Here is a 20,468-nt window from a genome sequence, read left to right as displayed (position 1 = left end):
CGGTGAGCCGGATTCCCGATCACGGTGCCGGGGAGGACCATGGAGGGGGCCTCCGGGCCCGGCGCACGCCCGTCGAATCGCATGTGGAGCCCCGTGAAACGCCTGCACTGGCCGAGTCGGATGCCGGTCGACCCCTACATCCTGCTGCTGCTCGCCACCGTCGGGATCGCGGCGCTGTTCCCGGCGCGCGGCGCCGCCGCCGACGTGGCCTCCGGCGCCTCCACGGCCGCGATCGCCTTCCTCTTCTTCCTCTACGGGGCCCGTCTGTCCACCCGTGAGGCGATGGACGGGCTCAGGCACTGGCGCCTGCACGTGACCGTCCTGGTCTGCACGTTCGTGGTCTTCCCGCTGCTCGGTCTCGCCGCGCGCGGCCTCGTCCCGGTCCTCCTCACCGACCCCCTCTACCAGGGGCTGCTCTTCCTCACCCTCGTTCCGTCGACGATCCAGTCGTCGATCGCCTTCACCTCGATCGCGCGCGGCAACGTGCCCGCCGCGATCTGCGCGGGCTCGTTCTCCTCGCTGGCCGGCATCGTCGTCACCCCGCTGCTGGCCGCCGCCGTGCTCGGCGGCAGCGGCGGCGGCCTCTCCACGGACTCGCTGGTGGAGATCGTGCTGCAACTGCTCGTGCCGTTCGCCGCGGGGCAGGTGCTGCGCCGGTGGATCGGCGGCTTCGTCGCCCGGCACAAGAAGGTGCTCGGACTGGTCGACCGCGGTTCGATCCTGCTGGTCGTCTACACCGCGTTCAGCGAGGGCGTGAACCGTGGCGTCTGGCATCAGGTGAGCGCCGTGCGGCTGGGCGGCCTGCTCGTCGTCGAGGCGGTGCTGCTCACGGTGATGCTCGCCCTGACCTGGTACGGCGCGAAGGCCCTGCGGTTCGGCCGCGGGGACCGCGTCGCCATCCAGTTCGCGGGCTCGAAGAAGTCCCTGGCGTCCGGACTGCCCATGGCGAGCGTCCTGTTCGGCGCGCACGCCTCCCTCGCGGTGCTGCCGCTGATGCTCTTCCACCAGATGCAGTTGATGGTGTGCGCGGTCATCGCCAAGCGCCGCGCCCGGGACCCTCTCGACCCCGCTGACGAGCAGGCCGGCGGCGACAGGACTCCGGCGGCGGCCTGACGCCACGGGGCGCCGACCGTGCGCCGTACGGGTGCGCCGCGCGGGTCACGGCACCAGGACCACCTTCCCCAGGTTGCGCCGGGAGGTGATCGCCGCGTGCGCTTCGACGGCGTCCTCCAGGGCGAACTCGCCGTGCACGGACGGCTTCAGCGTGCCCTGAGCGAAAAGCCGCCACAGCTCGCGCCGCCACTGCTCGTACAACTGCGGCTTCCCGCGCGCCACATGGGCCATCTGGAAGCCGATCACCGACTTGGCGCCCACCAGCAGGTCGTATGCCCGGACGGTCCCGCCGCCCGAGCTGTACGCCACCAGCCGTCCGCCCGGCGCGAGGGCGGCGACGGCGGGCGTGAGCAGGTCGCCGCCGACCGCGTCCAGCACGTAGTCGGCGGGGGCGCCCCAGTCGTCCGTGTCGTAGGCGACGACCTCGTCGGCGCCCAGGCCCCGCACGAACGCCGCCTTCGCCGGATCGGACACGGCGCCCACCACGCGGGCCGCCCCGCGTGCCGCGGCGAGCTGCACGGCGAGGTGACCGACGCCGCTCGCCGCGGCGGTGACGAGGGCTCGCTCGCCGGGCTCGGGGCGCGCGGCGGTGAGCGCGCCCAGCGCGACGAGCCCGCTGCGGACCAGGGCCACGGCGTCGACCGCGCTCGCGTCGTCGGGGACGGGCGAGGCCATCGTCCGGTGCACGAGTGCGAAGTCGGCGTAGCCGTGGCCGAAGCACAGGCCGGTGACGCGCTCGCCGACCCGGAACCCGTCGACCCCGCTGCCCACCGCCTCTACCGGCCCGGCGACCTCGCCCCCGAGCGGGATCGGCTGCGCCGCTTCGGCGACCTTGCGGACGACGGGCAGGGTCACGCCGACCGCCTCGCACCGCAGCAGCAGCTCGCCGGGGCCGGGCTCGGGCACCGGCACGTCCTCCAGGAACAGCGGGCCGCCGGCGGACTCGTACCGGACGCGACGCATCGCACCTCCATGATTCGTTGGGAGCACCAACGGTATCGACGCTTCGTTGGGAAGTCCAATGAATTTGGTAGGGTGCGGCCATGTCCGAAGCCCCCCTTGCCGCGATCCGCTCCCTGCCCAGCTGGCTGCTCGGCCGGGCCGCCGCGCGGGGACGCTCGCTGGTGGCCGGCGCCCTCGCCGTCGAAGGCGTGAAGATGTGGTCCCACGTCGTGCTCTCCGCCGTGCGCGACCTCGCCCCCGTGGCCCAGGCCGACCTCGGCCGATCCGTCGGGCTGGACCCGAAGGACCTGGTCGGGGTCCTCAACGAGTTGCAGTCCGCGGGCCTCGTCGTGCGCGAGCCGGACCCGAACGACCGCCGCAAGAACGCCGTCTCCCTCACCACGGACGGCGAACGCCTGCTGGAGCGTTGCGAACGGGCCGCACGGGAGGCGAACGACGCGCTGCTCGCCCCGCTCACCGCGGCCGAACGGGAGCTGTTCACGGCCTTGTTGGCCAAGATCTCCGGCACGGACCGCTGACGGTGGCTAGCGTTCGCGTCATGACCGCACTCCCCGCGCTCGATCCCGCGCGCACCGCCCTCGTCCTCGTCGACCTGATGGACCGCATCGTCGCGCTGCCCCTGGAGCCCCGCAAAGGCGCCGAAGTGCTGCGGACAGCCCATGAGCTGGCGGTGGCGTTCCGCTCGGCGGGCGCTTTCGTCGTCCTCGTCCGGGTCGAGCGTCCCGGCGTCGCCGAGCAGCCGCCCGGCAGCGCTCTCGTCGAAGGGCTCGCCGCCGAGGGCGACCTGGTGATCGTCAAGCGGACCATCGGCGCCTTCCAGGGAACCGACCTCGACGCACGGCTGCGCGAACGCGGAGTCGGCACCCTCGTCCTCGGCGGCATCGCCACCAATCTCGGGGTCGAGTCCACCGCCCGCGCGGCCGGCGACCTCGGCTACGACCTGGTCTTCGTCGAGGACGCGATGTCCGCCCTGACCGCAGCCGAGCACGACGCGTCCGTGCGCCTGGACTTCCCCCGGCTAGGGGCGGTCACGCGCGCGGCCGAGGTGCGGTTCGCCACCGCGTGAGCGGCCCTCAGCCGGTGGCCGCGGTCCGCAGGGCGATGCGGTCCTCACCCGTGTACACGTTCATGGAGGCGCCCCGCAGGAAGCCCACCAGCGTCAGTCCCGTCTCCGCAGCCAGGTCGACGGCCAGGGAGGAGGGCGCCGAGACCGCCGCGAGCAGCGGAATGCCCGCCATCACGGCCTTCTGCGCCAGCTCGAAGGAGGCCCGGCCCGAGACGAGCAGGATCGTCCGCGACAGGGGAAGGTTGCCGCTCTGCACGGCGCGGCCGACCAGTTTGTCCACCGCGTTGTGCCGGCCGACGTCCTCGCGCACGTCCAGCAGTTCGCCGCCCTCCGAGAACAGGGCCGCCGCGTGCAGCCCCCCGGTCCGGTCGAACACCCGCTGAGCCGCGCGCAGCCGGTCGGGGAGGCTCACCAGCAGCTCGGGCCCCACCCGCAGCGGGGGAGTGTCGGCGATCGGCCAGCGGGCCGTCGTGCGCACCGCGTCCAGACTGGCCTTGCCGCACAGACCGCACGACGACGTGGTGTAGACGTTGCGCTCCAGCGTGATGTCGGGGATCCGCACGCCCGGGGCGGTCCGCACGTCCACCACGTTGTAGGTGTTGACGCCGTCGGCCGTCGCTCCGGCGCAGTACACGATGTTCAGCAGGTCCGACGCCTCGGCCAGCACGCCCTCGCTGACGAGGAAGCCGGCCGCCAGCGCGAAGTCGTCACCGGGGGTGCGCATGGTGATGGCGAGCGGCCTGCCGTTGAGGCGGATCTCCAGCGGTTCCTCGGCCACGAGGGTGTCCGGCCGGGTGCTGACCGCCCCGTCCCTGATACGGATCACTTTGCGCCGTTCGGTGACTCGTCCCATGTCGTGATCAGCCCCGGTTCTGTACGTGCTGGCAGCCGAAACGGCCCTCGATGCGGAGACCGCCGTGGGCCACCGGGCCGTCGTGCGGCGAGGTGACCTTCACCGTCCCATTGTCCTGCACACGGAACACCGGGCCGCAGCCCGCTCCGCCGTGGGCGTGCGGAGCAGCCGCGCGCAAGGCGGCGAGGTGTACGCGGCAGCCGCGTGCACACCCGCGGGTGTGCACGGCCGCGGCCGGCCGTGGCGCTGCGCCGGCACTCCTGGGGAAGCCGGTGGCCCGACCGTTCGGCGCAGGCCGCATACCGTTCACCGCATACCGGTGACGTGCCGCCTTCTCAACGGCCTTGCGGGTTCCTACCGTCCAGGACTCATGAGTCCCCCCGTCGCGCCGCCCGGCTGGAGCCGCTGGCTCGTCCCGCCGGCCGCCCTCTCCGTCCACCTCTCCATCGGCCAGGCCTACGCGTGGTCGGTGTTCAAACCACCGCTGGAGTCGGCCCTCGGCCTCAGCGGCACGCAGAGCGCGCTGCCGTTCCAGCTCGCCATCGTCATGCTCGGCCTCTCCGCGGCCTTCGGCGGCACCCTCGTGGAACGCAACGGACCGCGCTGGGCCATGACCGTCGCCCTGGTCTGCTTCTCGTCCGGATTCCTGATCTCCGCGCTCGGCGCCGCCACCGAGCAGTACTGGCTCATCGTCCTCGGCTACGGCTTCGTCGGGGGCGTCGGCCTGGGAATCGGCTACATCTCGCCCGTCTCGACACTGATCAAGTGGTTCCCGGACCGCCCCGGCATGGCGACCGGCATCGCCATCATGGGCTTCGGCGGGGGCGCGCTCATCGCCTCGCCCTGGTCGGCGCGGATGCTGGAGTCGTTCGGCTCCGGCAGTTCGGGGATCGCGCTGGCGTTCCTCGTCCACGGGATCTCGTACGCGGTGTTCATGACGCTCGGGGTGCTGCTGGTCCGGGTCCCGCGCGGTGAGCGGCCCGCCTCGGGCGCGCCGGACGTCGCGCAGGGGGTGCAGGTGTCGGCCCGCAGCGCGGTGCGCACCCCGCAGTTCTGGTGCCTGTGGGTCGTGCTCTGCATGAACGTGACGGCGGGCATCGGCATCCTGGAGAAGGCCGCTCCGATGATCAAGGACTTCTTCGCGGACACCTCCACCCCGGTCTCCGCGTCCGCGGCCGCCGGTTTCGTCGCGCTGCTGTCGGCGGCCAACATGGCCGGCCGGATCGGCTGGTCCTCGACCTCCGACCTGATCGGACGCAAGAACGTCTACCGTGTCTACCTGGGCGCCGGCGCGCTGATGTACGCCCTGATCGCGCTGGTCGGCGACTCCTCGAAACCGGTTTTCGTCCTGTGCGCGCTGGTGATCCTCTCCTTCTACGGCGGCGGCTTCGCGACGATCCCCGCCTACCTCAAGGACCTCTTCGGCGCCCACCAGGTCGGCGCCATCCACGGCCGGCTGCTCACCGCCTGGTCCACGGCCGGCGTGCTCGGCCCGCTGATCGTGAACTGGATCGCCGACCGGCAGGAGGAGGCGGGCCGGCACGGATCGTCCCTCTACACGCTGTCACTGTTCATCATGATCGGGTTGCTGGCCGTCGGCTTCGTCGCCAACGAACTCGTCCGCCCGGTCCACCCCCGACACCACATCCCCGCCCAGAGGGAGGCCGCCGATGTCGCACGACAGCAGCCCGAGTCCGCAGCCTGACCGGCGCCCGCTGATCGTCTTCTCCTGGCTGTGGGTGGGAGCGCCGCTCGCCTACGGTCTCTACGAGCTCGTACGGAAGGCGACGCAGCTGTTCACCGGGTAGCGGAAGCCGTGGGGCGCGTGTTCGCCGAGCGTGCGTACGACGGTTGTCCGGGCGTCCGAGGCCTATGGGGAAGCCGACAACCCCGACACCGTATTCCTGTCGCTTCACGCGCCTCCGTACCCGTGAGTCACTGATCAGACTGGAGGATCCCGCTACCCAAGGCAACGAGGGGACCCCCCAGATGAACGGCTCGCGCATCGCCGCCGTCGGCCACTACCAGCCCGCCAAGGTGCTCACCAACGAGGAGCTGGCGGGCCTGGTCGACACCAGTGACGAGTGGATCAGGAGCCGGGTGGGCATCCGCACGCGTCACATCGCCGGCCCCGACGAGCCGGTGGACGAGCTGGCCGCGCACGCCGCCGCCAAGGCCCTCGCCTCGGCGGGCCTCACGCCGGCCGACATCGATCTCGTCCTGGTCGCCACCTCCACGGCCGTCGACCGCTCGCCCAACATGGCCGCCCGCGTCGCCGCCCGCCTCGGCGTCCCGCGGCCGGCCGCGATGGACGTCAACGTCGTCTGCGCCGGGTTCACCCACGCGCTGGCCACCGCGGACCACACCGTCCGGGCGGGCGCCGCGACCCGTGCCCTGGTGATCGGCGCCGACAAGATGTCCGAGGTGACCGACTGGAGCGACCGCACCACCTGCGTGCTGGTCGGCGACGGAGCGGGCGCCGCCGTGGTCGAGGCCTGCCCCGGCGGCGCCGCCCCCGGCATCGGGCCCGTGCTGTGGGGCTCGGTGCCCGAGATGGGACACGCGGTGCGCATCGAGGGCCAGCCGGCGCGCTTCGCCCAGGAGGGACAGAGCGTGTACCGCTGGGCCACGACCCAGCTGCCGCCGCTCGCCCGACAGGCCTGCGAGCGGGCGGGGCTGGCCCCCGAGGATCTCGCGGCCGTCGTCCTGCACCAGGCGAACCTGCGGATCATCGAACCCCTCGCCCAGAAGATCGGCGCGGTGAACGCCGTCGTCGCCCGCGACGTCGTCGAGTCGGGCAACACCTCCGCCGCCAGCATCCCGCTCGCCTTCTCCAAGCTCGTGGAGCAGGGCGCCGTCTCCAGCGGCGACCCGGTGCTGCTCTTCGGCTTCGGCGGCAACCTGTCGTACGCGGGCCAGGTCGTGTGCTGCCCGTGAGCCGACCGGGGAGGGGGCGGGCCGACTCCTCTCCGTCCGCCCCCCGACGGAGGCCGCGGCCGCCGGCGCCGCCGCTCGCGCGCACCGGCCCGGCCAGCGGATATGCAGGTGAAAGGCACTCCGAAAGCTTGGTATTGTTGTCCGTGTCGCCGCGGGGCAAGCCCTGCGACGGCAGACACCTGGTCCGGGTGGCGGAATGGCAGACGCGCTAGCTTGAGGTGCTAGTGCCCTTTATCGGGCGTGGGGGTTCAAGTCCCCCCTCGGACACTTTTCACTCTCCGTGTCGAGCGGATTCCGCTCGGTGATCATGGTTACCCGCATTCGGCGTCACGCCGGGTGCGGGTTTTTGCTGTTTCCGTCTGCGTTGCCGCCCGAATGTCGCGGAAGCCCGTTTATCGGTTGTGCCGTCCCGCCGTTCACATCGCCGTTCCTGTCGGCGTTCACTTCACCGTTCACCCAGTGGTTCGCACCGCTTGTTCATGTCGCCGTCCGCGGCCGTTCACCGTGCGGCCGGCGTGCCGTCGCCGGGTCCGGTCGCGACGCTGTTCCAGAGGTGCCGTCGGGTCGTTCACGGCCCTCTTCGCGGTACTCGCCACAATCGCTGACGATCCGTCAATGTTCAGCTCCGTCCCGATATTGGCGGTCTGTGGCCGCTTCTTGTGGTGATACGATCACGCTCGCTTGTAGAGCGGGCGGATGGGTGCAAGACGACATCTCCGACTACGGGGACAGTCCGGGCGGTCACCCCCGATGCGGGCGGTCCGCCGGTCCACCCGCAATTGACGGGAATTCAGCAACTGGCCGTCAGTCGCCTGAAGAGAGTCTTATGACTGATTACATACAGAACCCGGTACTCTGGGCTCTCCTCGTCGCCCTGGTCGTCGCCGTCGCCCTGATCATTCGTCAGCGCAGGGCGGCGCGCACGTCAAGGCAGGAGTTCGCAGATCTCCGGGCTCGTCACGCCGAGCTCGAGAACGGGTACGCGAAATCCGTCGAGGCAGCTCAGGAAAGAGCCGAAGAGGCTACGAAGACGGTCCTCAAGTCCGCGATGCGGACGCTTCAGGGCCTCGCCGCGGAACAGCAGTTGATCGTTTCCCGGCTCCAGAGCAAATACGGTGAGTCGGTGATTCTCCAGGACCTCCTGGAAATCGACCACACCAACTCCCAGTTCGGTCGCCGTGCCCAGTCCATCGCCGTGCTCTGCGACGGCTGGCTGGGACGTCAGCGTGACGTCGCGTCGGTCTACGACGTCGTCCGCAGCGCGCAGGGCAGGGTCCGCCACTACCGCCGGGTGGAGATCCTCTCGCAGGTCGACTTCGGCATCACCAGCCGGGCCGTCGAACCCGTCGCCCTGGCCCTCGCGGAACTCCTCGACAACGCCACGAGCTATTCGAGCCCGGACACCGTCGTCGAGATCAACATCCGCACCGTCCCCAAGGGCATCTGCATCGTCGTGGACGACGCCGGTGTGGGCATGAACGACGAAGAACGCGCCCGTGCCGAGAAACTCCTGTCGAGCGAACGCGTCTCCGGCGTCTCCGGACTCGGCAACCCGCCGCAGTTCGGCTTCGCGGTGATCGGCGTGCTCAGTGAGCGCTTCGGCTTCGAGGTGTCCGTGGACTCCACCTCCCCCTACGGAGGCGTCCGGGCGGTCCTCCTCCTGCCGCACGACCTGCTCACCAACGCGCCCGAGCAGAAGGAGCCGGCTCCGGTCGTCCCCGCCGCCCAGGCCGCTCCCGCAGGCGGGGGCCCGGAGAACGGGCTGACCGCGAGCACCACCTCCGACGGCCTGCCCAGGCGGCGCCGCAAGCGGCCGATGGCCATCGTGCCCGGCAGTGCGTCGACCGCCCCCGGCCCCTCGCGCTCCGGCGCGGAGACGGCGGCGATCATGGGCGCGTTCCAGCGCGGCACCCGCTCCGGCCGGGCCTCGCAGACGGACCCCGCGGAACAGTCGAGCAGCACCCGTGGTGCAAGCAGCGAAGGGCATGAGTTCTCGTGAACGACGACCTGTCATGGATGCTTGACAGCGCCCTGGAGATCCCCGGGGCCCTGCACGCAGTCCTGATATCCGCCGACGGCCTGCTGATGGCACGCACGCAGGACTTCGGCAAGGACGACGCGGACCGCGTGGCCGCGGCGATGAGCGGCGTGCAGTCGCTCAGCCGCTCGCTCGCCTTCTTCTGCGAGGACGCCACCCAGAAGTGGCGCCAGACCCTCGTCGAGTTCGACGGCGGCTGGGTCTTCCTCATCTCCGCGGGAGAGGGCGCCTACCTCGGCGTGTCCGCCTCGCCCGAGGTCGACATGGCGGACATCACCTTCCGGATGCAGCAGCTCGTCGGCCAGCTCGGCAAGGCGCTGACCACGCCGCCGCGCGAGAACCTCGGCGTGCGGTCATGACCGGTTTCGACGAACTGGAGCCCCAGACGCCGGAGTTAGTGCGTCCCTACGTCATCACCAAGGGACGCGGACTGCCCGACGAGGAGCAGCTCTCCCTCATCACCCTGGTCACGGCGGCCGCCGACCATCAGCAGCGGCCCACCCGTCTGTCACCCGAGGAACAGAACCTGCTGGAGCTGTGCGAGGCCGGCTACCTCTCGGTCGCCGAGATAGCCGGGCACACCCAACTGCCCCTGGGCGTGGTGAAGATCCTGCTCGCCGCCCTCACCGAAGGCGGCTACCTCGTCACCCGGCCACCGGTGCAGCGGGCGCCCCTCGCCGACCGGGACATTCTGGAGGAGGTGCTGAATGGTCTCAGGGCCAAGTTTGGATGAGCAGGCCTACGTCCGCGGCGGCGCGACCCAGACGGCGGTGAAGATCCTGGTCGTGGGCCACTTCGCGGTCGGCAAGACCACGTTCATCGGGGCGATCTCCGAGATCGAGCCGCTGTCCACCGAGGAGACGATGACCCGGGCGGCCGAGTCGGTCGACGACCTCAAAGGGGTCCAGGGCAAGACGACCACCACGGTCGCCATGGACTTCGGACGCCTGACGATCAGCGACCGCGTCGTGCTCTACCTCTTCGGAACGCCCGGCCAGCAGCGTTTCGTGCAGATGTGGGAGGACATGGCACGCGGCGCACTCGGCGCGCTGGTGCTGGTCGACCCCGAGCGGCTCGCGGACTCCTTCGCCGTGATCGACCTGATCGAGCAGTACGGACTCGACTACGCGATCGCCGTCAACCACTTCGACGGCTCGCCGCTGCGGGACGAGCTGGCCCTGCGCGAGGCGCTGGACCTGCTCGACGACACGCCCGTCGTCACCTGCGACGCACGGGACGAGAAGTCGTCGGCCGAGGCCCTCATCACGCTCGTCCGCCACTTGCAGGACCGTGCCCACTAGGGAGCAGAAATGGACCGACCCACCGCACCCGTGCCCCCGCCCGGGTGCCCGGCGCACCAGCCCGGCGGCAGAGTGCCGCTGCACGGACCGGAGTTCGCGGCCGACCCCCAGGCCTACTACTCCTACCTGCGCCACTACGGGCCCACCGCGCCCGTGGAGCTCGCCCCGGGAGTCGAGGCCACCCTCGTCACCGACTACGCGACCGCGCTCCAACTCCTCCAGGACTCCGGGTCCTTCCGCAAGGACGCCCGCCGCTGGCGCGACCTCAACGAGGGCCGGGTGTCCCCGGAGAGCCCGGTCGCGCCCCTGCTCGCGTACCGGCCCAACGCCATGTTCAGCGACGGCGCCGAACACCTGAGGTTGCGTCAGGCCATCACGGACAGCATGGCCCGCGTCGACTCGCGCAGGCTGAGCCGGAGCACCGCGCAGGTCTCCGACTACCTCATCTCGCAGTTCGGTACGCGCGGATCGGCCGACCTGCTCGGCGACTACGCCAAGCAGCTGCCGCTGTTCGTGTTCAACGAACTGTTCGGCTGCACCGCCGACATCGGCGACCGGGTCGTGTTCGGGATCACCGGCATGTTCGACGGCGTCAACGCCGAACAGGCCGTCGGCGTGATGTTCGGGGCCATCAGCGAGCTGGTGGCGCTCAAGCGCGTCAAGCCCGGCGACGACGTCCCCTCATGGCTGATGGAGCACCAGTCCAGGCTCACCGACGAGGAGCTGATGCACCAGATCGCCCTGCTGCTGGTGGCGGGCAACGAACCCCTGCGCAACCTCATCGGCAACACCCTTCAGCGGCTGCTCACCCACGACGCGTACGCCAACCAGGGTGGTCTGATCGACGAGGCGATCGACGACACGCTGTGGGAGAACCCTCCCATGCAGAACCTCGCGCCCCACTACCCCACGTCCGACATGGAGTTCGCCGGACAGAAGGTGCAGGCCGGCGACCTGATGCTGGTCAGCTTCGCGGCGGCCAACACCGGTCCCGCGCTGACGGCGGCCCGCCAGGCGGGCAGCAACCGCGCCCACCTCGCCTGGAGCGCCGGCCCGCACGCCTGCCCGTCCAAGGAGCTGGCCCGGCAGATCACCGTGACGGCCATCGAGAACCTGCTCAACAAGCTGCCCGACGTCGAACTCGCCGTGCCGACCGAGAGCCTGACGTGGCGGCCGGGCCCGTTCAACCGCGGACTGACCGCCCTGCCCGCCAAGTTCACCCCCGTGCGGTCCGCGCCCCGGCCCGCCCCCGAAGCCCGCGACGAGACGTCGTCACAGCGCGAGCCGGGCCCGGCACGGGGCCGAGGGGAACGCGGAGGCGTGTGGAGCCAGTTCCTCAACTGGCTCACGAGGTGATTCACACAACACCCGCCAACTCTTCACCGTTGCATGACGTTTCAACCTCATGGGTAGTGAGGGACACGGCATTCCGTGTTGCTCACGAGACAGAGGAGGTGTCGTGGACCACATATCCACCGGCGCCGTGTTCATACAACGCCCCATCGCCGCACACCCCCTGATACCCGCCTCCGCAGGCGGGTATCGTCTTGCCACCCCCCTCGCCGGGGCTGATGCCAGGTGACCGCCCCCCGACCGGGCGGCAGGGGCGTCCCGCCGGCGGCCACGCTCGGCGGACACGCCGCCCGCCAGTTACTGCGACTGGGCGAGAGCACGGGACTGTCCACCGCCGACACCGAGAGCTACGCACGCACCCTCGTCGACGCCCTCGGCCCCGTGGCGCTGCGCCCCCTCGACCTGCCGGCGCCCAGCCGGAGCTTCCTCTCCGACGACCACACGCTGGTGGAGTTCTCCGTCTCCTGCGAACCCGGCGCGGCGCCGAGCCTGCGCGTGCTGATCGAGCCCGGCGCCGGCGAGCCCGACCTTGCGCACAACGGCCGCACCGGCCTGCGCGTGCTCCGCGACATGGGGCGGCGCTGGGGCTTCACCACCGGGCGCCTCGACGAACTGGAGGACCTCTTCTTCCCGGCGTCCCCGCACGGCCCCCTGGCCCTGTGGTGCGCGCTGGAGCTGCGCCCCGGCGGCGTCCCCAAGGTCAAGGCCTACCTCAACCCCGCGGCAGCGGGACCGGAACGGGCCGCGAAGACCGTCCGCAAGGCGCTGAAGCGACTCGGGCACCGGCAGGCGTTCGCGTCGCTGCCCGACACCGACCGGCACCTGTTCTTCGCCCTGGACCTGGGCGACTGGGCCGAGCCCCGGGCCAAGGTCTACCTCGCGCACGACGATCTGTCGGCCACGCAGGCCGGAGCCCTGTGCCGGATGGACGGCGGGCCGGACCCGGCCGAGATCGAGGACTGCTTCCGCATCGCCGCCGGTCACGACGGCGCAAGCGCGCCGGGCGGACCCGAGGGCGACGCGGACGGCGTCCCGGCCGGGAAGGACGGCGCGGGGCCACGGATCGTCCGCCGTCCCGTGCAGACCTGCCACGCCTTCACCGACACCGGCGCCGCACGCCCGAGCGGCTTCACCCTGTACGTCCCGGTGCGGGACCACGCCCCGCACGACGGCGAGGCGCTGGTCCGGGCCGCGGCCCTGCTCGGCCGCTACGGACTCGACCCGGCCCCGGTGCTCCGCGCCCCGGCCGCGCTCACCGAACGGCGGCCCGAGGACGGCGTGGGACTCGTCGCCTACCTGGGAGTGGCCCACCAGCACGGCCGCCCGCCGCGCGTGACGACGTACCTCTCCTCGGAGGCGTACGAGGTCCGGCCGCCCGCGCCCGCCCCCGCCCCGGCCGCCCGGCGTGCGGGCTCCCCGGCCGTCGCCGTCCTGTCGCCCGCACCGCAGCCGGCCGCACCGCAGCCCGCCGTGCCGTGAGCGGACCGCCACCGGCCCGGGCCACGGCACGAGGACCCGCCGGGACGTGACCGGACGGCCGCCTCGACCGCCCGGGCGGCCGCCTCGGCCCACCGCCGCAAGGCACGACGTCGCCCGGCGGGGCGCGCCCCCGCCGCAGACGTCACTCCTGGCGGAGTTCCTCCAGATAGGGCGCCACGTTGACCTGGATCGACGCGCCCTGCGTCAGGCCGTACTGGTCGGCGATGCCGGCCAGATGGCCGGCGATCTCCTTGCGCATGACCTCCGGCTCCGGCAGCGCCGCCCTGCCCGCGGACAGCCGGGCCACCCAGCGCGCCTGCGCCTCCACCAGACGGGTGACGGAACCGTGCGGGCGGACCAGCCCGATGAAGTACAGCCCGGGATGGTCGGGCGCGACCACCCGCTTGTACAGCTCGACGGCGCCCTGGGCGCCGATCGGAGTTCCCGCCGGAAGGAACGGGTACGCCATGCGGTACCCGGTGCAGTGGACGATCGTGTCGGCGCGGACCGCCGTGCCGTCGGTGAACACCACCCGGTCCTCCTCGAGGGAGGCGATGCCCGGCTTGGGGGTGACCGCGCCGTGGCGTATGCGGGTGAGGATCTCGTCCGAGATGGTGACGGCCGAGGAGAAGATCCGGTGGTCCGGTTCGGGCAGACCGTAGTCCGAGAGCTTGCCGCGCGCGACGAGCAGCGCCTGCTCGATGAACCGGCGCTGCTCCTCCAGGGACATGGCCGTCCACCACGGGGCCTCGGCGACGTCGTCGAGGGGCATGCCGAAGACCTGCTTGGGCAGGATGTGCAGTCCCCGGCGCACCGAGAGCACCGTCCGGGCGGCATGGCGCGACACGTCGGCCGCGATGTCGACCGCCGAGGCGCCGAGCCCCACGACGACGACGTGCCGTCCCGCGTGGTCGCTGCCGTCACGGTAGTCCAGCGCGTGCAGGACCGTCCCCCGGAACCGGTCGGCGCCGGGCGGTGCGGGAGGGCGGACCGGCTCGGTGTTGTGCCCCGAGGCGACGATCACCTCCGCGAACTCCCGTTCCGCGCGCGTGCCGTGGGCGTCCCGGCTGACCACCGTCCACGCTCCGTCGGCCCTGCGCCGGACCGACTCCACCGTCGTCCCCAGCTCGATGTGGCCGAGCAGACCGGCCCACTCGGCGAACGACCGAAGATAGGCGGCGACCTCGCTGTGCCGGGGATACACCGGGTACGACTCCGGCATGGGGTGATCGGCGTACCCCGTGAGCCGTTTGTTGGTGTTCAGGTGCAGCGACAGATACCCGGGCCCGCGCTCGCCCGCCGCCGGCTGCCGCCACAGACCGCCCACGTCGGACGCCTGCTCCAGACAGACGAAGTCGAGTCCCGCCGACTTCAGCGCGTGCGCCGCCGCCAGCCCCGACAGACCTGCGCCGATCACGCACCGGCTCACACGTTCCCCCACAGTTTCCACACCGCCCTTTCGCATACGGGCAGTTGCATGCCCGATCGGCACTCCCGCCACGCCTTGCACGACAGCGACAAGGATCACAGGGACACAGCGCGGCGGGGGCGACCCGGAGCGGGCGTCGCCCGGATCGGGCACGGGAGCGGGTCCTGGACCGCGGGCGCTACTCGGGCGCGGACGCCCACAGCCCCCGCACATGTCCCAGATGCCGTGTCATCACCTCGCGCACCGCCCGCTCGTCACGGGCCAGCAGCGCGTCCAGCAGCTCCAGGTGCTCCTCGGCCGAGGCCAGCAGCCGCCCCGACGCGCTGAGCGCGGTGAGGCCGTACAGCCGGGCCCGGCCCCGCAGTTCGCGCACCACCTCGACGAGGTGCGCGTTGCCGGCCAGGGCGAGCAGGCCGAGATGGAAGCGTGTGTCGGCCTCCACATAGGCGATGAGATCCCCCGCCACGGCGGCGGTGACGATCTCGCGGGCGGCAGGGCGCAGCGCCTCCAGCGACACCGGGTCGGCGCTCGTGGCCAGCGCCGCCACGGTGGGGATCTCGATGAGCGCGCGGACGTGGGTGTACTCGTCCAGTTGCCGGTCGGAGACGTCGGTGACCCGGAACCCCTTGTTGGGGACGGCGGCGACCACGCCTTCCTTCGCGAGGTCCAGCATCGCCTCGCGCACCGGAGTGGCCGAGACGCCGAAGCGGGCGGCCAGCGCCGGCGCCGAGTACACCTCGCCGGGCCGCAGCTCGCCCGCGATCAGGGCCGCGCGCAGGGCGTCGGCGACCCGTTCGCGGTAGCTGCTGCGCCTGCCCCCCAGCACCGGCAGCGCCGGCGGAACCGTGGTCGCGGCGGCGGGTGCGGCGGGCACGCCCGGCGCGGTGGGGGTCTCGCTGCTGGTGCGCCGGGCGGCGGCCATGGTGTCTCTCCTCGGGGAAACGGCGGCGTGTCACCGCTGACCAGTGCACTGTGCCATGTCACGTGCCACCAGGGCCGCGCGGGGCGGCCGCCTCAGAGCACGAAGCCGGCCGGGAACGGATCCGCCGGATCCAGCAGGTACTGGGCCGTCCCGGTGATCCAGGCGCGTCCGGTGAAGCTGGGCAGGACCGCGGGGCGGCCGGCCACCTCCGTGGTGCCGAGGAGCCGGCCGGTGAACTCGGTGCCGATGAAGGACTCGTTCACGAACTCGGTGTGCAGGGGCAGTTCGCCGCGCGCGTGCAGCTGGGCCATGCGCGCGCTCGTTCCCGTGCCGCAGGGCGAGCGGTCGAACCAGCCGGGGTGGATGGCCATCGCGTGCCGGGAACGGCGGGCCGTGGCGCCCGGCGCGTACAGGTGGACGTGATGGCAGCCGCGGATGGACGGGTCCTCGGGGTGGACCGGCTCGGCCACGGCGTTGATCGCCTCCATCAGCGACAGGCCGGCCCGCAGGATGTCGTCCTTGCGGGCGCGGTCGAAGGGCAGCCCGAACTCCTCCAGGGGCAGGATCGCGTAGAAGTTGCCGCCGTAGGCCAGGTCGTACGTCACGGTCCGCCCGTCCGGCAGCGTCGCCCGGAGGTCCAGGCCGACCGCGAAGGAGGGGACGTTGCGCAGGGTCACGGCCCGGGCGGCGCCGTCCTCGACCGCCACCTCCGCGACGACGAGACCGGCGGGCGTGTCCAGGCGGATCGTCGTGACCGGTTCGACGACCTCGACCATGCCCGTCTCGACGAGCACGGTGGCCACGCCGATCGTGCCGTGCCCGCACATCGGCAGATAGCCGGAGACCTCGATGAAGACGACCCCCCAGTCGCAGTCGGGCCGGGTGGGCGGCTGGAGGATCGCGCCGCTCATCGCGGCATGGCCGCGCGGCTCGTTCATGAGCAACCGCTTGACGTCGTCGCGGTGTTCGCGGAAGTGCAGCCGCCGTTCGTTCATCGTCGCGCCGGGCACGACGCCGACGCCGCCGGTGATCACGCGGGTGGGCATGCCCTCGGTGTGCGAGTCGACGGCGTGCAGGACGAGCTTGCTGCGCATGAAGTCCCCTTGTGTGTCCCTTGTGCGGTCCCCGAACGTGCTGCGGCCTCACGCCAGTCCGGCGGCGACCGCCTTCTCGGTGGCCGCGCGGACCGCGGCCGCCTGCTCGGGCGGCAGCGGGACCCGCGGCGGCCGGCAGCCGCCGCCGTACCGGCCCACGACGTCCATCGACAGCTTGATCGCCTGCACGAACTCGACCCGTGAGTCCCAGCGCAGCAGCGGGTGGAGCTGCCGGTACAGGGGGAGCGCGATCGCCGTATCGCCCGCGACGGCCGCCCGGTACAGGGCGACCGACGCCTTCGGCAGCGCGTTGGGGTACCCGGCCACCCACCCCTTGGCGCCCGCGACGGCCAGTTCCAGCGCGACGTCGTCCGCGCCGATCAACAGGTCGAGTTCGGGCGCCAGTTCGGCGATCCGGTAGGCGCGTCGGACATCGCCGGAGAACTCCTTGACGGCGTGGACGAGTCCCTCGCCGTGCAGCCGGGCCAGCAGTTCGGGCACCAGGTCGACCTTGGTGTCGACGGGGTTGTTGTACGCCACGACCGGCAGCCCCGCGCCGGCGACCTCCGCGTAGTGGGCCGTCACGGCCCGCTCGTCGGCACGGTAGGCGTTGGGCGGCAGCAGCATCACCGCCGTGCAGCCCGCTCCGGCCGCCTGCTCCGCCCAGCGACGGGCCTCGGCGGAGCCGTAGGCGGCGACTCCGGGCATCACCCGGTCCCCGCCGACAGCGGCGACCGCGGTCTCCACCACGCGGGCGCGCTCCTCGGGTGTGAGCACCTGGTACTCGCCCAGCGACCCGTTGGGGACTACGCCGTCGCAGCCGTTCCCCACCAGCCAGGCGCAGTGCTCGGCGTACCGGTCGTAGTCGACGCGCAGCCTGTCGTCGAGCGGGAGCGCGGTCGCGACGAGGACACCGTGCCAGGGCCGCCGCGCGGGGGCGGGGGCGGGGCGCCCGGCGGGGGCGGGGCGGTCGTAGGTGGTCATGCGGAAGTCCCTTCGCGGTACGGAACGTGACAGGTCACCGGGGCGTCGTGGGGTCGGGCGGCGCGGCGAGCACGCCGAGCGGGACGGGCCGGGCCGGCATCCGGCGCGCCGGGGTGAGCGCGCAGCCCGCGACGCCCGCCACTGCGGGCTCGCACATCCGGCCCTGGCACCAGCCCATCCCGGCCCGCGTCAGCAGTTTCACCGTGCGCAGATCACCCGCGCCGAGCGTGCCCGCGGCCTCGCGGACGGCGCCGGCGGTGACCTCCTCGCAGCGGCACACGACCGTGTCGTCGGCGACCCGCTCCGGCCACCGCGCGGGCGGGTCGCCGTACGCGGCCTCCAGCGCCGCGAAGAACCTCCGCAGCCGGGCGCGGGACCGGGCGGCCGCCGCCCAGCCCCGCGGGTCGGGAACCCTCCCCGCCAGTCTGGCGGCCGCCGACCGGCCCGCGATGTGCCCCTCGGCGAGCGACAGGGCCGCGCCGCCGACGCCCGTCGTCTCGCCCGCGGCCCACACGCCGGGGACGTCGGTGCGCTGCTCGTCGTCCACCTGGACGCCCGTTCCGTCGAGACGGCAGCCGAGGCCCGCCGCGAGGTCGGTGTGCGGCAGCAGACCGTGGCCGACGGCGAGCACGTCGCAGACCAGCCGCCGCTCGGAGCCGGGCACCGGTCCGCCGCCGGCGCCGGACGCGGCGACGGTGACCGCCTCCAGGCGCTCCCCGCCGTGCGCTGCCACCACCATGTGACGGGTCATCACCGTGGTCCGCCCGCGCAGGAGCCGTCCCGCGTACGCGGCGCCCTCGGCGAGCTTCTCGGGCGACGCCGCCCAGGCCCCGGCGCGGCGGACGAAGCCCGCGGGGCCGGCCGACTCGACGAGAGCGGCGACCCGGGCGCCCGCCGCCGCGAGGCCGGCGGCCACGGGCAGCAGCAGCGGACCCGAGCCCGCGACGACCGCGGTGCGGCCGGGCAGGGCGAGACCGCCCTTCGTCAGGGCCTGCGCGCCGCCCGCGGTCACCACACCCGGCAGCGTCCAGCCCGGGAACGGCAGGACCTTCTCATAGCCGCCGGTGGCCAGCAGCACGGCGTCGGCGCGTACCGCCGAGGACTCCTCCTGCTCCGGACCGAGCAGCGCGTGCACCACGAAACCGTCCGACTCCCGTTCCACGCACCACACATGACGCTCACTCAGGTGCGTGATCCGGCCGGCGGCGAGATGCGCGTCCAGTGCGGCCCGCAGCCGGTCCCAGGTGCGCCGCTGGTGCGCGGGCAGCCGCGGTCCGGGCCCGTCCGGCCCACCGGGCCCGGTGGCGGAGTGCCGGTAGAACTGACCGCCCGCCGCCGGGGCGGAGTCGAGCAGCAGCACGCGCACACCGCGGGACGCGGCCGCCGGCGCGGCGGCCAGACCCGCCGGGCCGGCGCCGACCACCGCCAGCACAGCGGTCCGTTCAGTCATCGTGGCCCGTCCCGTGCTGCGTGCGGACGTCGGCGCCCCGCACGGCCGGCACCAGACAGGCCCGCTGGTTGGGACGGCCGTCCACAGTGACCAGGCAGTCGAAGCACACGCCGATCCCGCAGAACACCCCGCGCGGGCGCCCCCCGCCCCGGGTCGTGCGCCAGGCCGTCACCCCGGACGACCACAGGGCGGCGGCGATGCTCTGCCCCGGCAGCGCCCGGATCTCCCGGCCGTCGAACATGACGGTGAACGGGGCGTCCGGGCCCGTGCGGGCCGGTGTCAACGGGTCCACGGGGCGGCCTCCTCGGTTCGGCGGTCAGGGTGTCCGGGGCCGTCGAACCGCTCGGGGCGCAGCGGCGTGAGGTCCAGCTCGGGGCGCTCCCCGGTCAGGCACTGCGCGATCAGCAGGCCGGTGCCCGTGGCCAAGCCGATGCCGGCCCCTTCGTGCCCGCAGGCGTGGAAGAGGCCGGGTACGCGCGGGTCGGGGCCGACGGCCGGCAGATGGTCGGGCATGTAGGGGCGGAAACCGGCATAGGTGCGGATCACGCGCACCCGCTCCAGGAACGGGAACAGCCGGGTGGCGCCCGCCGCCAGGGCGCGCACCGCCGGGAGGGAGAAGGACCGGTCGAATCCCACCCGCTCACGGCTCGCGCCGATCAGCACGGGACCCGCGGCGGTGCCCTCCACGACCGGCGAGGTGTGGAGCGCGGCCGAGTCGCTCGCCACGTCCGCCACATAGTCGGCGGCGTACACCTTGTGCCGCACCCGTGGGGGCAACGGCTCGGTGACCAGCACGAAACCGCGGCGGGGCAGCACCGGCAGCGTCACCCCCGCCAGAGCCGCGACGTCGGCCCCCCAGGTGCCGGCCGCGTTCACCACGGCCGGCGCGAGAAGGTCGCCCCGGTCGGTGCGCACGCCCCGGACGGCGCCGTCCGGGCCGCGCAGGATCCGCGTCACCGTGCGGCCGGTCTCCAGGCGCGCGCCCGACGCCCGCGCCAGGTGGGCCGCGGCGAGCGCGGGCATCACCTGGGCGTCCTGCGGATACAGCACCCCGCCGGCGAGTCCGGGCGCCAGGTGCGGTTCCAGGTCCCGCAGCCGGTGCCCGTCGACCGGCACGGCCTCGACCCCGGCCGCCCGCTGCCCGTCCGCGAGGACCGTGAGCGAGGCGAGAGCGCCCGGGTTCGACGCCACGACCAGCCCGCCCTTGGCCTCGTACTCGAAGGCCTCCCCGAGGCCCTCCCGTGCCAGTTCCCGCCACAACCGGGCGGACAGCAGCGCCAGTCGGAGTTCCGGGCCGGGCTCCTTGTCGGAGACGAGGAGGTTGCCCTCGCCCGCGCCGGTCGTCCCGCCCGCGACCGGGCCGCGGTCGACCAGGATCACCTCCAGCCCGGCACGGGCCGCGTACAGCGCGCAGGCGGCGCCGACCATGCCGGCGCCGACCACCACGACGTCACCGCTGGGTCGAGGGGTCACGCCGGTAATATGT

At 72.9% G+C, this 20,468-nt stretch carries 21 protein-coding genes, 1 tRNA gene and 1 pseudogene; 13 read left to right on the top strand and 10 right to left on the bottom strand.

Annotated features, from left to right (window positions below):
• Positions 1-93: 93 nt before the first annotated feature.
• Positions 94-1,113, top strand: coding sequence for a bile acid:sodium symporter family protein (locus ACGFSH_RS20200; protein ID WP_393350370.1), 1,020 nt, complete (start codon positions 94-96; stop codon positions 1,111-1,113).
• Between the two features lie 45 nt (positions 1,114-1,158).
• Here the strand turns inward: ACGFSH_RS20200 and ACGFSH_RS20195 are convergent, their stop codons facing one another.
• Positions 1,159-2,076, bottom strand: a complete 918-nt coding sequence (locus ACGFSH_RS20195) for a zinc-binding alcohol dehydrogenase family protein (protein ID WP_393350368.1) — start codon at positions 2,074-2,076, stop codon at positions 1,159-1,161.
• Between the two features lie 80 nt (positions 2,077-2,156).
• Here ACGFSH_RS20195 and ACGFSH_RS20190 point away from each other — a divergent pair, with 80 nt between their 5' ends.
• Entirely contained in the window at positions 2,157-2,594 is a 438-nt protein-coding gene (locus ACGFSH_RS20190; protein WP_393350365.1) for a MarR family winged helix-turn-helix transcriptional regulator, read from the top strand.
• A gap of 20 nt (positions 2,595-2,614) precedes the next feature.
• Positions 2,615-3,142, top strand: coding sequence for an isochorismatase family protein (locus ACGFSH_RS20185; protein WP_393350362.1), 528 nt, complete (start codon positions 2,615-2,617; stop codon positions 3,140-3,142).
• Positions 3,143-3,149: 7 nt separating this feature from the next.
• Here ACGFSH_RS20185 and fdhD read toward each other — a convergent pair whose 3' ends face one another.
• Together fdhD and ACGFSH_RS20175 are read right to left on the bottom strand one after the other, a co-directional pair.
• A complete protein-coding gene (gene fdhD / locus ACGFSH_RS20180; RefSeq protein WP_393350360.1) occupies positions 3,150-3,995 on the bottom strand; it encodes a formate dehydrogenase accessory sulfurtransferase FdhD in 846 nt (281 codons plus the stop codon).
• 7 nt (positions 3,996-4,002) lie between these two features.
• A pseudogene (locus ACGFSH_RS20175) lies at positions 4,003-4,152 on the bottom strand (Fe-S-binding domain-containing protein); the annotation flags it as partial.
• A gap of 213 nt (positions 4,153-4,365) precedes the next feature.
• On the opposite strand from ACGFSH_RS20175, the gene ACGFSH_RS20170 reads away from it, so the two are divergent.
• The 10 genes from ACGFSH_RS20170 to ACGFSH_RS20125 all read left to right on the top strand — a co-directional run bounded on the left by ACGFSH_RS20170 (position 4,366) and on the right by ACGFSH_RS20125 (position 13,103).
• The gene (locus ACGFSH_RS20170; RefSeq protein ID WP_393350357.1) at positions 4,366-5,700 is read left to right on the top strand and encodes an OFA family MFS transporter; all 1,335 of its coding nucleotides are present in this window, start codon (positions 4,366-4,368) and stop codon (positions 5,698-5,700) included.
• Positions 5,666-5,803 carry a hypothetical protein gene (locus ACGFSH_RS20165; protein WP_393350356.1) on the top strand — a complete coding sequence of 46 codons (138 nt, stop codon included), beginning with the start codon at positions 5,666-5,668 and terminating at the stop codon, positions 5,801-5,803. The genes ACGFSH_RS20170 and ACGFSH_RS20165 overlap by 35 nt, the downstream gene beginning before the upstream one ends.
• Before the next feature lie 181 nt (positions 5,804-5,984).
• Positions 5,985-6,932: a beta-ketoacyl-ACP synthase III gene (locus tag ACGFSH_RS20160; RefSeq protein WP_393350354.1), complete on the top strand. Its 948-nt coding sequence runs from the start codon at positions 5,985-5,987 to the stop codon at positions 6,930-6,932.
• A gap of 182 nt (positions 6,933-7,114) precedes the next feature.
• Positions 7,115-7,199 (top strand) — tRNA-Leu (locus ACGFSH_RS20155).
• Positions 7,200-7,758: 559 nt separating this feature from the next.
• The gene (locus ACGFSH_RS20150) at positions 7,759-8,931 is read left to right on the top strand and encodes an ATP-binding protein (RefSeq protein WP_393350351.1); all 1,173 of its coding nucleotides are present in this window, start codon (positions 7,759-7,761) and stop codon (positions 8,929-8,931) included.
• On the top strand, positions 8,928-9,329 hold the full coding sequence (locus ACGFSH_RS20145; RefSeq protein ID WP_069772890.1) for a roadblock/LC7 domain-containing protein: 402 nt from the start codon (positions 8,928-8,930) through the stop codon (positions 9,327-9,329). The genes ACGFSH_RS20150 and ACGFSH_RS20145 overlap by 4 nt, the downstream gene beginning before the upstream one ends.
• Positions 9,326-9,703, top strand: a complete 378-nt coding sequence (locus ACGFSH_RS20140) for a DUF742 domain-containing protein (protein ID WP_329415243.1) — start codon at positions 9,326-9,328, stop codon at positions 9,701-9,703. The genes ACGFSH_RS20145 and ACGFSH_RS20140 overlap by 4 nt, the downstream gene beginning before the upstream one ends.
• On the top strand, positions 9,678-10,271 hold the full coding sequence (locus ACGFSH_RS20135) for an ATP/GTP-binding protein (RefSeq protein WP_190153081.1): 594 nt from the start codon (positions 9,678-9,680) through the stop codon (positions 10,269-10,271). The genes ACGFSH_RS20140 and ACGFSH_RS20135 overlap by 26 nt, the downstream gene beginning before the upstream one ends.
• Before the next feature lie 9 nt (positions 10,272-10,280).
• Positions 10,281-11,627 carry a cytochrome P450 gene (locus tag ACGFSH_RS20130; protein WP_393350347.1) on the top strand — a complete coding sequence of 449 codons (1,347 nt, stop codon included), beginning with the start codon at positions 10,281-10,283 and terminating at the stop codon, positions 11,625-11,627.
• Between the two features lie 222 nt (positions 11,628-11,849).
• Positions 11,850-13,103: a tryptophan dimethylallyltransferase family protein gene (locus tag ACGFSH_RS20125; RefSeq protein WP_393350345.1), complete on the top strand. Its 1,254-nt coding sequence runs from the start codon at positions 11,850-11,852 to the stop codon at positions 13,101-13,103.
• A gap of 142 nt (positions 13,104-13,245) precedes the next feature.
• Here the strand turns inward: ACGFSH_RS20125 and ACGFSH_RS20120 are convergent, their stop codons facing one another.
• The 7 genes from ACGFSH_RS20120 to ACGFSH_RS20090 form a co-directional block, all read right to left on the bottom strand.
• Entirely contained in the window at positions 13,246-14,532 is a 1,287-nt protein-coding gene (locus ACGFSH_RS20120; RefSeq protein WP_393350343.1) for a flavin-containing monooxygenase, read from the bottom strand.
• 178 nt (positions 14,533-14,710) lie between these two features.
• Positions 14,711-15,454, bottom strand: coding sequence for a GntR family transcriptional regulator (locus ACGFSH_RS20115; protein ID WP_393350341.1), 744 nt, complete (start codon positions 15,452-15,454; stop codon positions 14,711-14,713).
• A gap of 92 nt (positions 15,455-15,546) precedes the next feature.
• Positions 15,547-16,548, bottom strand: coding sequence for a proline racemase family protein (locus ACGFSH_RS20110; protein ID WP_393350340.1), 1,002 nt, complete (start codon positions 16,546-16,548; stop codon positions 15,547-15,549).
• Positions 16,549-16,596: 48 nt separating this feature from the next.
• On the bottom strand, positions 16,597-17,532 hold the full coding sequence (locus tag ACGFSH_RS20105; protein WP_393350338.1) for a dihydrodipicolinate synthase family protein: 936 nt from the start codon (positions 17,530-17,532) through the stop codon (positions 16,597-16,599).
• A gap of 34 nt (positions 17,533-17,566) precedes the next feature.
• Positions 17,567-18,982, bottom strand: a complete 1,416-nt coding sequence (locus tag ACGFSH_RS20100; protein WP_393350337.1) for an FAD-dependent oxidoreductase — start codon at positions 18,980-18,982, stop codon at positions 17,567-17,569.
• Positions 18,975-19,274: a (2Fe-2S)-binding protein gene (locus ACGFSH_RS20095; RefSeq protein ID WP_393350334.1), complete on the bottom strand. Its 300-nt coding sequence runs from the start codon at positions 19,272-19,274 to the stop codon at positions 18,975-18,977. Before ACGFSH_RS20095 ends, ACGFSH_RS20100 begins: the two co-directional genes overlap by 8 nt.
• The gene (locus ACGFSH_RS20090; RefSeq protein ID WP_393350332.1) at positions 19,262-20,455 is read right to left on the bottom strand and encodes an NAD(P)/FAD-dependent oxidoreductase; all 1,194 of its coding nucleotides are present in this window, start codon (positions 20,453-20,455) and stop codon (positions 19,262-19,264) included. Before ACGFSH_RS20090 ends, ACGFSH_RS20095 begins: the two co-directional genes overlap by 13 nt.
• Positions 20,456-20,468 lie beyond the last annotated feature (13 nt).

This window comes from Streptomyces sp. NPDC048481, from assembly GCF_043200075.1.
Lineage (GTDB): Bacteria > Actinomycetota > Actinomycetes > Streptomycetales > Streptomycetaceae > Streptomyces.
This window is presented reverse-complemented; position numbering and strand designations above follow the sequence as displayed.

Excerpts from the sequence above, each read along its gene's own strand:
- fdhD (WP_393350360.1), bottom strand. The coding sequence starts at position 3,995 with ATGGGACGAGTCACCGAACGGCGCAAAGTGATCCGTATCAGGGACGGG.
- ACGFSH_RS20130 (WP_393350347.1), top strand. The coding sequence starts at position 10,281 with ATGGACCGACCCACCGCACCCGTGCCCCCGCCCGGGTGCCCGGCGCAC.
- ACGFSH_RS20150 (WP_393350351.1), top strand. The coding sequence starts at position 7,759 with ATGACTGATTACATACAGAACCCGGTACTCTGGGCTCTCCTCGTCGCC.
- ACGFSH_RS20100 (WP_393350337.1), bottom strand. The coding sequence starts at position 18,982 with ATGACTGAACGGACCGCTGTGCTGGCGGTGGTCGGCGCCGGCCCGGCG.
- ACGFSH_RS20115 (WP_393350341.1), bottom strand. The coding sequence starts at position 15,454 with ATGGCCGCCGCCCGGCGCACCAGCAGCGAGACCCCCACCGCGCCGGGC.
- ACGFSH_RS20105 (WP_393350338.1), bottom strand. The coding sequence starts at position 17,532 with ATGACCACCTACGACCGCCCCGCCCCCGCCGGGCGCCCCGCCCCCGCC.
- ACGFSH_RS20110 (WP_393350340.1), bottom strand. The coding sequence starts at position 16,548 with ATGCGCAGCAAGCTCGTCCTGCACGCCGTCGACTCGCACACCGAGGGC.
- ACGFSH_RS20160 (WP_393350354.1), top strand. The coding sequence starts at position 5,985 with ATGAACGGCTCGCGCATCGCCGCCGTCGGCCACTACCAGCCCGCCAAG.
- ACGFSH_RS20165 (WP_393350356.1), top strand. The coding sequence starts at position 5,666 with ATGTCGCACGACAGCAGCCCGAGTCCGCAGCCTGACCGGCGCCCGCTG.
- ACGFSH_RS20140 (WP_329415243.1), top strand. The coding sequence starts at position 9,326 with ATGACCGGTTTCGACGAACTGGAGCCCCAGACGCCGGAGTTAGTGCGT.
- ACGFSH_RS20195 (WP_393350368.1), bottom strand. The coding sequence starts at position 2,076 with ATGCGTCGCGTCCGGTACGAGTCCGCCGGCGGCCCGCTGTTCCTGGAG.
- ACGFSH_RS20135 (WP_190153081.1), top strand. The coding sequence starts at position 9,678 with ATGGTCTCAGGGCCAAGTTTGGATGAGCAGGCCTACGTCCGCGGCGGC.
- ACGFSH_RS20190 (WP_393350365.1), top strand. The coding sequence starts at position 2,157 with ATGTCCGAAGCCCCCCTTGCCGCGATCCGCTCCCTGCCCAGCTGGCTG.
- ACGFSH_RS20170 (WP_393350357.1), top strand. The coding sequence starts at position 4,366 with ATGAGTCCCCCCGTCGCGCCGCCCGGCTGGAGCCGCTGGCTCGTCCCG.
- ACGFSH_RS20185 (WP_393350362.1), top strand. The coding sequence starts at position 2,615 with ATGACCGCACTCCCCGCGCTCGATCCCGCGCGCACCGCCCTCGTCCTC.